Below are 13,224 nucleotides of genomic sequence, written 5' to 3'. Positions count from 1 at the left end.
GGAGTCATCTTTTTTCATTAAAGACAGCATAGATTTTAATGGTTGAAAACAAAACAGTTTGAAATCAGGCATGCCGAAAGGGATGTCTGGGAATGAACTGTGTTTATAAAGGATGGGGGCGAAAACACAACCGATTTCGCCCCCATTTGGGCATAAAGCAGGGCTGCCGCCCAGCAAAAAATATTTGCTAGTGCGACAGCCTCCAATGGCTACGAAGCGATTTCTGCGCTTTTTCCTTTCTTTCATTACGACAAAACAGGTTTTTTGCAGGCATTACGACAGCGTTGATTTGTGTTGGATTGTCCGTTTTCTTTTGCACTATGCACAATTATATCCGTATGCCGTTCGCATAATTTTGTGCATATATCACAATATATCACCTTATTTCGCGAAAACGTCCGGGAAACACATACAGAAACGAATATCCGTGGTGGACGGATCTTTGACCACCACATTCATCTCGTTTCCGAGGTAGCGGGCGGGCTGCTGGACGCTCAATAATATTTCGTCGCTTAATGCTAATTTTCTCATAAAGCCTTATTTTACCTACATTTCTTCGATTTTTTGAGACTCCGTTTTCTGTCTCTTCCATCGTATTTTTCTTTTTGAACTTGTGTCATAAACGGAATTTTATCTTAGGTCATGCAAAACCACATTTTATGGCACAGTGCAAAGTAACCAAGTCATTATAAGGTATTTCTTATTTTTGTGCAAGTCTGTTCTTCGTCTTCCAGATTTACTTTGCACTCATTATATTAAAAATGCTCAAAAAGCGAAGATTATCTACGCAGTAACTCGATAATCTTCGCCTTCCTTATGAATTTATTCTAGTATTTTTATAACATCGAGCCGATCAGCTTTAACATTTGTTTAATCTGGATCGGCTTCGCCAGATATCCGTTCATACCACACTGCAGTGCCAGTTCGCGGTCATCGTCAAATGCATTTGCAGTCATGGCGATGATCGGAATCTGTTTGCAATGCGGCGCTTCCATGGCGCGGATCTTTCTGGTTGCTTCATAGCCATTTAGGATCGGCATTTGTATATCCATCAGGATCAGGTCATACTGTCCGGCTGTGGAAGCTTCCATCTTCTGTACTGCAACAGAACCATCGTTTGCAACATCGACTACAAATCCGGCATCTTTTAAGATTTCTGTGGCAATTTCCTGGTTGAGTTCATTATCTTCGACCAGAAGAATCTTTTTCCCTGCCGGAATGACAGGCAATGTGTTTTCACCTGTTTTTTTCAGTTCTATTGGTTTTGTAAGGATGTCACGCAGTTCTGACATAAACAGTGGTTTTTCACAGAAAGCAGTAACTCCCGCCTCTCTTGCTTCTTCTTCCACATCGGACCAGTCATACGCGGTAAGGATAATGATCGGGCTGCTGTCGCCAATGACTCTGCGGATCCGGCGTACCGTCTCAATTCCGTTCATATCCGGCATCAGCCAGTCGATGATATAGGCATAGAAGTCATCACCCATATCGGCTGCGTGCTTCGCACGGATAACTGCTTCTTTTCCGGAAACTGTCCACTCAGAGCGCATTCCGATTTCGGTCAGCATGGAGGAAATGCTCAGGCAGGTATCGGTATCATCGTCAGCTACCAGAACACGAAGCCCCCGGAGTGATTCGATCCTCTGATAAACTTTTCGCTCACCGCTCAGCTTAAAGGTCAGGCATACATCGAATTCGCTGCCCACGCCCTCTTCGCTTTCGAGATGAATGGTGCCGCCCATCATTTCTACGATTTTTTTTGTGATGGAAAGGCCGAGACCGGTTCCCTGTATGCCGCTGACGGTTGCAGTCTCTTCGCGGGAGAAATTCTCAAAAATATGCTTCTGGAATTCCTTGCTGATGCCGATTCCGGTGTCACGGATGATAAAGTGATAGGTTGCACAGCCTTTCGGTGCTTTCTTTTCCTGCTTCACTCTCAGGCTGATGGTACCGCCTGTCTTATTGTATTTGACACCGTTGCTCAAAATGTTCAGCAGAATCTGTGTCAGGCGCAGCTTGTCTGCAATGATATCCTCATCAACCACATCGACCGTATCGATCAGAAAATCGAGCTGTTTGGAACTGATGGACGGGCAGATGATGGTCCGGATATCGTGCAGCAGGTCCGGAAGATGCAGCGGTTTCTCTTCGATTTTTACTTTTCCGCTTTCGATACGGCTCATATCAAGAACATCATTGATCAGGGAAAGCAGATGCTCACTGGATGTCCCAATCTTTGCCAGATAGTCCTTCACCATCTCCTTATTGTCAATATGGGATGCCGCCAGCGATGTAAAGCCAATGATTGCATTCATTGGTGTCCGGATATCGTGCGACATGTTGTTTAAGAATGTCGTTTTGGCAGAGTTTGCGCTTTCTGCCTGGATTAAAGCTGCTTTTAATTCATCCTGACTCTCTTTCAGCTTTTTGTTCAGCTCCTGTGACTGACTGGCTGCTTTTTTTGCTTTTGCTTCTGCTTTCATTGCTTTACGCAAAAATCCCAAAATGATCAGAAGGATTCCGGCGAAAGTCAAAGTAACTATAAAGATCACAATCAGCATATTGTCACGGATAAAGTCCATCAGGGTGACTTTTCTTGCTGAATTATTATAGAAAGACAGAGCACCAGTCAATTTTGATGCCGGCATGGTCTTTAACGTCTTGTTCAGAATCGACAAGAGCTTTGAATCACCACGTTTTACAGCAAAAGAAATGTTATCTGCTTTGAGCAGAAAGATGCTGTGAAACCGTGTGTTTTTGATATAAGGCGTCACCTGGTTTGCCCTTGTGATAAAGCAGGTTGCTTCGCCTCGGCAGACCATCTTTTCGGCATCTTCCCGTGAGGAACAGTCCAATATCTTCCACTGTGGATAGTTGTAGGATACGTATTGCTTTAAGGAAAGATTATCATTGGATATCGCGACGGTGTTTTCTGCATTTTCATCAAAATAATCCTGTGTTGTGATTGCAGCCAGATTGAATGTCCAGACCGTGTTGGACAGGGATAATTTTTCTTCCTGGGAGGCATATGGATTCTGGGCTGCATGGAAGATCATGTCGATGTCTCCGGCTTTTAAGGCCTGGATCTCTGCTTCCTGGGAATCAAAACCAACCGGCTCAAACTGCAGCGTATAATTGTTAAGACAGTCTGCAGTGTATTCCATATAATCGTTGATGATGCCGGTCAGGTTACCGCTTGATGCATCAATGGAACTCACGCCAGGGTCATTCTTTAGAAAACCGATCCGGATCGCGCCATGCTGCGATAACCAGTCGCTCTCCTCGCCAGAAAGAACGGCAACCGACTCTGCAGTCAGATAGCGCTGGTAGAGTTCGTCTGCGTAAAACGGCTTGTCATATTCCATGTTGCGCATGGCGATATCCAGTTCTTCTTTTAAATCTGGCCGGTTTTTGTTGATCGCATAGTAAATGCTGGAACCACCGGTTGTGGCGATCGCAGACATGCCTGCTTCTACCCATTCTGGTGTTTCGGTAGAGATAACACCCACAACATCGCCGGAAGCGATCATTTCTTTTGCAGTTTCGATGCTGTCCGCATTGACGTGCTCTGTTTTGATGTTATGCTTTTCTTCCCATACGGAAAACTGCGTTGCCTGAATGCTTTTTTCCATGGCTATCACGCGTTTGCCATTTAAGGTAGAAAGATCCGAGGCGGAAATGTCCGCATGGGTAAGGTCTGCATACAGGTAATATTTTTCCTCTCCCATTGGAATGTCGGAAAACAGCATGGTCTTTGCACGCTCATCGGTGTAGGAAATTGCTGCCATAAGATCAATTTTTCCTTCCTGCAGCATGCTGAGCAGTTCGGACCAGTCGCCCTTTACATACTCGTAATCCCAGCCGGTATAAGCAGCTACAGCCTGTTCGTATTCATAGCCATAGCCGCTGCGGATGCCGTTTTCGCCGGTGATGTGGTAGGAATCCTCGTACCACCCAACCCGGACAACCTTTGTCGCTGTTTCTTCCGCTGCCAGTGCAGAAGATGGAAACAATGCAAGTATGAACAAGACAAAACATAGCAAAAAGTGAAGATACCGGTTTGATCGTGTTTTCTTCTGATTCATGTTCTCCCCCTGAAATAAAATGAATAATGGCGTATCCTTATTATAAAATCTTACCTAATTTCAGCCGGTTAATCAAGTTCTTTCCATGGTACAGATCATCATAATGTTACTGTTCGCGCGTGCGTGTCCGGCAACGTCATAATTTCTATTTCTGGACAGATTCCCCTTTGCATTTTTCGTATGCAAACAATGCGGCACCAAGTGCTCCGCAAAGCTGAGCTTCCTCGCAGATATAGAGCTTTGCGCCAAGCTTTTCTTCCAGCGCCTGGATAATACCCTGGTTCTTGGCAACCCCGCCGGTCATCATATATTCACCCGGATGATCTTTGCCAAGCCGGGCAGCCAGTGCGCCGACCTTGGAAGCAACCGACACGTTCAGTCCGTGAATAATGTCTGACACGTCCTTGTTCTGGGCCACTAAGGATACAACCTCAGACTCTGCAAATACGGTGCACATGCTGGAAATGACAATGTTTTCCTTCCATTTTAATCCCAGAGTACTCATTTCTTCCAGGGAAAGACCGAGCGTCTTTGCCATCATCTCCAGGAAACGGCCGGTTCCGGCAGCGCACTTGTCGTTCATCAGGAAGTTTTTTACGGCTCCGTTTTCATCGATGCTGATCGCCTTGATGTCCTGACCGCCGATATCGATGATCGTGCGCACGTTTGGATTTAAGTAGTTGGCGCCCTTCGCATGGCAGGTAATCTCGGTAATGCTGTCATCCCCGCCTTCAATATAAGCGCGTCCGTAGCCAGTGGTGTCGATCCGCACGATTTCTTCTTTTTTGATCCCGGCTTTTTCAATTGCCAGATCCAGACTCTTTTCGGCACTCATCATGGCTCCGCCGCCGGTCGGAATGATCATGGAGGACTTGATCTTTCCGTCCTGATCCAGAATCACAACGTCGGTACTGGTGGAACCGCTGTCGATTCCTGCTACATAATATACTCCTGATTCCATCTGCTTTTTAGCCTCCTCACTGATTCCTTTTCCCGGGTCCATATCTGCGGAACCCTCGATGGTTTCTGAAAATGCCTGGATCCTGGTTAAAAGCTGTCCGGCACTCTGACTGGTAAAATCGGTTTCAATCTTTAAAATCGGGACTTTGATTTCCCGTTTGATGCTTGCATACTCAAAACCATAGTAATCGCAGAATTTGATCGTATGATAAATAATCCCCTTTAATGCCGGGTCCAGATACAGGCGGTTCCTGCGTGCGCTGTGGTTCATGCGGAAGCATGGCATCTGGCTAAGAAGGGCATCTGCATAAGCCAGGAAAAGCGCGTCTTCTTCCATCTGTTCCAGTTCTTTTGGAATCACAGACAGTCTGCGCCCTCCGGTACAGGTCAGGTTTTCTACGTCCATCTGGAAGTTTTCGCGGATCATCTGTTCTAAAACACCGCTGACCCGCACGCCAAGCACGCCGATGTAAGGACGGCTTTTTGTGTGAAGCAGGGCAAAAGAATGCAGGAAACGCTCTTTATCGAACTGTTTTCCAGAATAAGCCTCGTAGGATTCTTTTAATCTGCGGAGGGCACCTGCAAATTTTTCTTTTTCACATTCGTTATCATCGTGTGGAAGATCCAGCATATACAAAAATCTGCATCTTCCTGTGCTTTCTACGATATCGTAAACGCGGCGCATGGAATCGCAGCAGTTTACCAGGACCAGTTCCTCCACTTTTCCTTCCAGAACCGCCTGGATCACGGATTTGCCAAATCCGCACAGATTGGCATGTGCGATCTGGTCGGACAATTCAAAGTTTTCCGGCATTTCTTCCAGAACAGCACAGTCCTCCCCAAATGCACGAAATAATTCTAACGGGGTGTATTTACAAACATAATGGATCATGCGTGTGCTTCCTCCTTTCCTTTTTCCAGCATCTCCACGAAAGCCTGAAGACGGGTGGAAACCTGACCGTCACTGGTATTGGCTGGATTGCATCCATCCCCATCCAGAATTATGGTCGGCAGGTCTGCATCTTCTAAAGAACGTTTGATCAGGCTGGAAGCGCCGATGGTTCCCTTACAGCCCCAGTGTGCAAACAGGATACCACCATTTGCTTTGGTAATCTCGGCCAGCTCCTCTGCCATCTGGATCCGCTGGTTTACATTGCCGTTATAAATGCAGTAAACCATCTTCTCTGCCATGGCCTCATACGGATCTTCGGAATGCATTTCCCGGAATCCATCCGCGATAAAATCGCAGGCGCGGATATGCATGTTTTTGCTGTAGTTAAATAATTCCTTTACCGGTGCCTGTAAAAACGGCAGGGTGTGCATCCACAGGACTGAAAGTCCCTCTCCCTTCGGAGCATTTTTTACATCTTCCAGCAGCATTTTGGTATACTTGACAGCTGATTCGGAACCGGCAAGCAGATGACACATAAAAAGAGCATACAGTTCATTGGTCAGGGATGTAACCGGATCGTGTTCGCTGCGCAGAGCAAGCTGCTTCTTATAATAATCAGCTGCTTTCCGGCTGTTGTCGACGGCCAGACGCACCGCTTCCTCTGATATTTGGGTCCGGTTTACTTCTTCCAGGAATAATTTCAGTTTCCGAAGCTGGTCTGCCACATACAGAACCGATTCCTGGTTCTTTTCATACGGCACATCAATGTAAAAACCAGGACAATCGTAGGAATCCTTTAAATAAGGAAATGTCATCATATTTCCGTCGCAGGCAAGGTTGGTGTAGATCATGCATTTGGGCTTTGGCAGAATCCCGGTCAGTGCGGCTCCCAGAAAGACCCGGTGATAGGAACACATGGTTTCCGGAAAGCCTTCCTCTTCGGTTTTTCGCAGGAAAGCCTGCTCACATTTTGTTCCTGCCAGAAAGCAGGATAATGCCTCTACGGAATATGGGGTCAGTCCGGCAGCTGTCACCAGCTCTCCCGGCACAAAAATGCTGACCATAGCTGCCTGCTCCGGCTTTGTCAGAGACTGAATGATATTTTTCATAACCACCCGTGCCACATACTGGCCGGACGGCGGAAGTTCCCGGTCCGGAAAAAACTGAAGCCGTTTCTCCTGCAGGCGGTAACCTGTAAGAAGAAGACGGCGGGCTTTTTCCGGATCTTTCAGGGACTGGTTACCAACAACAGTTCCAAATTGATCGATGATATTCATATACTTGTTTCACTCTTTCCTATAAATAGTTTCGTTTGCTTGTTTTCCCAGTTTTCCAGGTTGTCAAATGGTGCCAGCTGACTGAAAACAAGCGGAGTTTTTCTGTGTAAGCTTCGTTGTTCTGCCTTGCCTTACAGAATGATGCGGATGACCAGCCACACGATTCCAATCAGCAGCAGCACCATGGCAAATGCGGTAGAAAGTCCAAACACCACTGCCCCGATCACCAGGGAAATGATAAATCCGAGTACACTAAGAACTGCTCCCAATAGTTTTCCGCAGATCGAAAGTACAAGGCCTACGCACTTGAAAATCAGTACCAGAAAAATGATCGCAAATAAAATTGACATCGTTTCAGTATCTCCTCTTGAGAATATTTCATCCTATAGGATTATAATCACTTTTTTCTTAAATGTAAATATTCTGCGTAATAAGCCATGCTTCTACTTTTTATCAGACACATAAGGCGATATCGATGCTTTAAAACTGATTGATAAAAACTATTTGTACAATATAGGGTGAATGATACATATTAAAACAAATATTCTGATGAATTATGTTATTAACTGTCAATATGAACAAACGCGAATATTTCTCCATTATTGCGTAAAACTAAGGTTTTGCGCAATGTTAAAGCTACTTTTTCGAATATCCGTTCTGCTTTTTGCCTTCCATGTGGGTATTTTGTTAAATTGTCTGCACATTTTTAAGAATTATCGCTCAATACCCTATGCTCTTTTTTTACTGATTTTCGTATACTTCTCCGAGTTTTTCCTTTGTTATCACATTATACGTTGTTATGTATAGCGATTACATGTATAACAATGTATATCGTTTTTGCGTTTGTTACACAATAAGAATTGACGAACATGTTTTCGATATGCTATACTATCATATAAGTAAAAAAGGATTAATTTCCCTGGAGGATTTGAATAGATGAAAGAAGAACGAACCGTCAAAGAAAGCAAACAGGTCAATTTCCGTATTGATCCGGATTCCGCGGAGGCTTTCCGCCAGTTTTGCACCACACATGGAATGAACCAGGCACAGGGGTTTGATCATCTGATGCAGGTTCTGGAGTTAAACAATGCGAAGGCTGCTACTCCCGGACGTCTTGTGGAAATTGAAAATTTTGAACGTTTGCAAGGAGCTATTATCTGCGTATATCAACAGCATTGAATTGAGCAGTAATGCAGAGGCACGGGTTCTCGAACAATTTCAGTCTGACTTAAAAAGAAAGGACCGTACCATTGATGAACTGCGGGAAAAGATGGAAACTTTGCATGCAGAAAAAGAACAGTTAGAGGCTGTCTCAAAGAAGTTGGAAGAAGAACAGAAGCATTTGAGAGAACAGGCCGAATACGCAACAAACCAGATGAATTCCGCAAAAAAGGCAATCTCCGACCAGGAGGAAGTGAACCGGCTTCTTCAGACGCAGAATGAGGAATTGAAAAAACAGCTGCAAAAGCTTCACGAGCTGCAAAAAGCGGAAGCTTTGGTGAAATCAGAAAATACGGAGTTGAAATTAAAAACCAGGGAGCTGGAGCAGACATTGTCGCATGAAACTGCGCAGAGGAAAAATTTAGAGAGTATTGCCGGACAGAACCAGGAAAAACTCCGGGAGCTGGAAAGCCATATGCTGGAGTATAAGGTGCAGGTATCTGACCTGAAAAGACAGCTTCAGGAGAAGGATGCCGATACGCAGAACCAGTTAAAGCAGGCTCAGATGGAAGCGGACTTAAAGCTGGAACGTGCCGTGATCGCCAAAGAGCGAGAACTGCAGGAGGAGTTGCGGACGTCCGACCGGGAGAATGTCCGGTTGCAGACAGAACTGGAACAACTGAGAGCTTCATTAGCTCCGAACCAGAACCAGGCGAATAAGGAGTAATTTCATATGGAAGAACTGCAATATCACGAACAGCGTGACTTAAAAAATGAAAAGAAGCTGCAGGAGCTGCTTGCTTCTCTCCCGCCTTTCTGTGCGGATTTCTTTCGTGGAATCGAGCCTGCAACCTCTTCTATGACAAGACTCTCCTATGCTTACGATATCAACATGTTTTTTGTGTTTATCCGGGACCTGAAACCGGAATTGTTGAACCTGCAGACAAGTGAGATTTCCATGAACGATTTCACTGAAATCAGCGTTACGGATCTGGAGCGTTACCTGGAATTTTTAAAATACCGGCCTGATGACCCGGACCATAAAAATACGAATAAAGAGGCCGGGATCAAGCGCAAGTTTTTCTCCCTGAAAAGCTTTTACGGCTACTTTTACCGCACGGGGCAGATCAAGACCAATCCGACGCTGTCCATGCAGGTGCCGCGTATCCGGGAAAAGGAAATTGTCCGCTTAAACCAGGAGGAAATACGGGAGCTGATCAAAGAAGCGCAGAATGGTAACGGCCTTTCACCGAAGCAGAAGCAATTTCACGAAAAAACAAAGGCAAGGGACTGTGCCATCCTTGCCTTAATGCTTGGAACCGGAATCCGTGTCTCGGAATGCGTCGGTCTGAATCTGGGGGATGTAGATTTAACAGAGCAGAGCATTCACATCCACCGGAAAGGCGGAAAAGAAGCAACTGTGTATTTCAGCGATGAAGTCACACGGCATCTGGAACATTACCTTGAGGAGCGAAAAGGTGCCGGTATCGATCCGGCAGAGGAACCGGCCCTCTTTCTTTCCCTGCGGGGGAAGCGCATTGCCGTGCGAAGCGTGGAATATCTCGTGAAAAAGTACGCTTCCATTGTCACACCCAAAAAGAAAATCACGCCGCACAAACTCCGGAGCAGCTATGGCTCTGCCCTTTACGCGCAAACGAACGATATCTACCTTGTGGCGGATATCTTAGGGCACAATGATGTCAACATCACCCGGAAGTTCTATGCGGCGATCGAAGAAGAACGAAGAAAGAGCGTGAAGAAGATCGACATTGTATAAGCTAAGCATGCTCTCCTGCCATTTCCTGATTTGCATTATTCTGGTACAATTTCTGGAACGAAATGTTATCCATCGCCTCTTCAGAAATGCTCACGCAGTTGTCTGCGATACGGTCGATGTTATAAAGCAGATTAGAATACTGCTTTGTCATATCAGAGGAGCAGGTATTCTTCTTCACACGGGATAAATGCGCTTTATTGTTCTGCTTCTGCAGCTTCCGGATCTTATTTTTGTCTTTTGCTACTTTGGCAACAATATCCTTATCGCCGTTTTCGAGTGCCTGCATTGCGGTGGAAAAGAGATTTTCCAGTGTCCCGATGCCAGTCTCCAGCTCATGCTTTGCGTCTTCCGAGAAGATTCCGCCATGTTCCTGTGAAAATTCCGCAACAGCACTGATTTCCTCACAACGGTCTGCAATTCGCTCGATATTATTGTTGATATAGAGAAGTCCTGCTGCCTGTTCGGACTGCTGTTCCGTCAGGGCACCTCTGGAAAACATCTTTACAATATAGCTTCCGATCTGCTCCTGAAGCTTCTTTACCGCGAGGTTCATATCCTTAAAGTTCTGGTAAGCAGCTTGCGGTTCGTCTCCAACGAAAGAAAGCTTCATGTTGTCTAACATCTGTGTAGTAAAACCGGCCACTCTCTGAATCTCTTCTGAGACAAGGTAAAGAGCTGCGGTCGGCTGAGTCAGGACACGGTTTTCAAGGAATTTCGGCTCGTAAGTCTGACGTTCCTGCTGATCCTGTCCGCGAACAAGAAAGGTAACAATTTTTACCATGACCGGGATCAATGGAAGCCAGATCAGTGTGCAGACAACGTTAAAGGTTGTGTGGGCGTTTGCAATCTGTCTGGAGATGACTTCCAGCTCCGGTCCCTTCGGGGAAATGAAACGCACAAAGCCAGCGAGAACCGGAATCAAAAACAGAAATACAATACTTCCCGTAATATTGAAAACGCTGTGTGCCAGTGCCGTCCTTTTTGCATTTTTTGACTGGCCGATAGAAGCTAACAGTGCTGTGATCGTGGTACCGATATTGTCACCTAACAGGATCGGAATTGCGCCGGTCAGACCGATCACACTGGTTACCCCATCCGGGCCCGCCTGGGAAGCGAAGTTCTGAAGTACTGCAATCGTTGCGGAACTACTCTGTACCACAAGGGTCATACCGGCACCAAGAAGTACCCCGAGTACCGGAATATGGGAAACACGTCCCATCATGTCTACAAAAAACGGGCTGCTTGCAAGCGGTTTCATAACGCCGCCCATAATTTCAATTCCTTCAAAAAGAAGTCCAAAGGAGAAGATTACCATACCGATGTTTTTGATCTTTTCTTTTTTGCTGGCAAAATTCAGCATAAATCCAAGAAAGATGATCGGATAGATATAGTTGCTGATCTTAAATGCCATCAGCTGTGCGGTCATGGTCGTACCGATGTTAGCACCGAAAACAACGGAAATCGCCTGCGGCAGACTCATAAGGCCAGCGCTGACAAATCCGATGACCATAACGGTGGTCGCGGAACTGCTCTGCAATACGGCAGTGACTAAGGCTCCTGCCAGCGCGCCCATGACTGCATTTTTCGTCAGAAAGCTGAGAATCTTTTTCATGCCCTCTCCCGCTGCTTTCTGAAGCGCGTCACTCATGCTGTTCATGCCATATAAAAACAGCGCCAAACCGCCAATGAGACCAAAAAAGATCTTTACATTTTCATTCATCGTACCTTCTCCTTTGTAATCGTTCTTACATCATTCAATATTTATCCTAATTATCATAAATGCTGAGGGCATTTGCATCTACCATACTCCCGTAAAGGCAATGTTAAATCCATGTAAAATACGATCAGCAAAGTACGACTGTATTTTAAGCTTTTTGCTTTATTTCCATAAAATTTGTGTAAAAAAAGGCGGCCAGAATATTCTGACCACCAGATAAAATATTTCTATGAATTGTTAAATGTCAAATACCCCAAGCATTACGATACCGATCACAACCAGCAGGATCATCGCATAATGCTTCCAGGACAGCTTTTCTTTTAAGAAGATGCGGCTCCATACAACGGAAGCGACACAGTATGCAGAAATGATCGGTGCGGAGATTGCTGCATGTGCGGTATCCGATAATGCGAAGATATAAGCAAACTGACCAGCCGTCTCACAGAGTGCTCCAATGTATTTCGGTCCTTCCTGTTTCACGGTAAATCGTTCTTTTTTGATCAGCGCTACGTAGATCACGCAGCAGACTGCAGCAAAGAGGAAGGTCAGTTCGTAAGCACAGTTTGCGGAAGATGCCGCATAGGAAGCGCACTCTTCTGCGGTTGCAAACAGTCCGGCTGCCTCTGCTTCCCCAGCCAGAAGATCCAGCACAAAGGTATCTGCAAAGGTGCCTGCTGCATCTAGAAGACAGTAAGCCACCGGAAGGAATAAAGCCAGCCAGGACTTCGCATATTTGTAGTTGGATGCTTCCTGACGTGCGCGGCGCAGGTCATCGTCTTCCCTGGATTCTACGATGCCAAGACCGATCACACCGATACATACCAGTGCCACGGCACCGATCACGGCCAGACGCATGGTTCCCTCAATGCTCTCGTCCAGTGTGCCGGTCAGAAAACAGAGAACTGCTACCAGTGCACCGGAGGAATTGCAGATTGGGGAAGAAATCGAAAGTTCAATGTAACGCAGGCCGATATAGCCCAGTGTCATGGAGGAAATGTAAAGCAGAGATACCGGCAGGTAAGTAAGGATCACATGCCAGGTGACAATCGTTCCTCCCACAAAAATTTCATACATTGCATGGACACCCATGACAACGCCGACTGCAATGACCATCTTCAAATGGGCATATTTGTCGTTTCCGCGGCAGCCGATCTTGGAAAACAGATCAGAACCGCTCCAGAATAAGAGTGCCGTAACAGCTAACCAAAACCACATTGTTTCTGTACCATTCCTTTTTTCATTCTATCTGCAAAAATGTTGCTGTTTGCGCAATGCGTAAACAGCAACATAAAAACAGACCTGACCATTATAAAACGAAATCTTTCGTTTGCCAAGGACTCCTGTTGTGCAAAAAT

The 13,224-nt window shown here is 45.8% G+C and carries 10 protein-coding genes; 3 read left to right on the top strand and 7 right to left on the bottom strand.

Going from position 1 to position 13,224, the window contains the following annotated elements; all coding sequences use genetic code 11:
- Positions 1-381: 381 nt before the first annotated feature.
- From DXA97_RS20315 to DXA97_RS15655, 5 genes are all read right to left on the bottom strand, one after another.
- Positions 382-531 (bottom strand): hypothetical protein, encoded by a 150-nt coding sequence (locus tag DXA97_RS20315; RefSeq protein WP_182436929.1) that lies wholly within the window; start codon positions 529-531, stop codon positions 382-384.
- A 305-nt stretch (positions 532-836) separates the two neighbouring features.
- Complete coding sequence (locus DXA97_RS15670; protein WP_118721017.1) at positions 837-4,085, bottom strand: response regulator; 3,249 nt, start codon at positions 4,083-4,085, stop codon at positions 837-839.
- Between the two features lie 145 nt (positions 4,086-4,230).
- On the bottom strand, positions 4,231-5,937 hold the full coding sequence (locus DXA97_RS15665) for an acyl-CoA dehydratase activase (RefSeq protein WP_118721016.1): 1,707 nt from the start codon (positions 5,935-5,937) through the stop codon (positions 4,231-4,233).
- Positions 5,934-7,214 (bottom strand): 2-hydroxyacyl-CoA dehydratase family protein, encoded by a 1,281-nt coding sequence (locus DXA97_RS15660; protein ID WP_118721015.1) that lies wholly within the window; start codon positions 7,212-7,214, stop codon positions 5,934-5,936. Before DXA97_RS15660 ends, DXA97_RS15665 begins: the two co-directional genes overlap by 4 nt.
- Before the next feature lie 131 nt (positions 7,215-7,345).
- Positions 7,346-7,564, bottom strand: a complete 219-nt coding sequence (locus DXA97_RS15655) for a hypothetical protein (protein WP_118530775.1) — start codon at positions 7,562-7,564, stop codon at positions 7,346-7,348.
- A 586-nt stretch (positions 7,565-8,150) separates the two neighbouring features.
- Between DXA97_RS15655 and DXA97_RS15650 the strand changes: the two genes are divergently transcribed.
- From DXA97_RS15650 to DXA97_RS15640, 3 genes are read left to right on the top strand one after another with little or no spacing between them, the layout of a single operon-like run.
- Positions 8,151-8,393: a hypothetical protein gene (locus DXA97_RS15650; RefSeq protein ID WP_118721014.1), complete on the top strand. Its 243-nt coding sequence runs from the start codon at positions 8,151-8,153 to the stop codon at positions 8,391-8,393.
- Positions 8,347-9,102, top strand: a complete 756-nt coding sequence (locus DXA97_RS15645; RefSeq protein WP_182436928.1) for a hypothetical protein — start codon at positions 8,347-8,349, stop codon at positions 9,100-9,102. Before DXA97_RS15650 ends, DXA97_RS15645 begins: the two co-directional genes overlap by 47 nt.
- Positions 9,103-9,108: 6 nt before the next feature.
- Positions 9,109-10,152, top strand: coding sequence for a tyrosine-type recombinase/integrase (locus DXA97_RS15640; protein WP_118721012.1), 1,044 nt, complete (start codon positions 9,109-9,111; stop codon positions 10,150-10,152).
- Position 10,153: 1 nt separating this feature from the next.
- On the opposite strand, the gene DXA97_RS15635 is transcribed toward DXA97_RS15640, so the two are convergent.
- Together DXA97_RS15635 and DXA97_RS15630 are read right to left on the bottom strand one after the other, a co-directional pair.
- Entirely contained in the window at positions 10,154-11,872 is a 1,719-nt protein-coding gene (locus DXA97_RS15635) for a Na/Pi cotransporter family protein (protein ID WP_118721011.1), read from the bottom strand.
- A gap of 234 nt (positions 11,873-12,106) precedes the next feature.
- Entirely contained in the window at positions 12,107-13,084 is a 978-nt protein-coding gene (locus DXA97_RS15630) for an EamA family transporter (RefSeq protein WP_118721010.1), read from the bottom strand.
- Positions 13,085-13,224 lie beyond the last annotated feature (140 nt).

The sequence above is a fragment of the Clostridium sp. OF09-36 genome (genome assembly GCF_003481985.1).
Lineage (GTDB): Bacteria > Bacillota > Clostridia > Lachnospirales > Lachnospiraceae > Brotaphodocola.
Note: the sequence above shows the minus strand (reverse complement) of the source record. Positions and strands in the feature narration are given on the sequence as shown.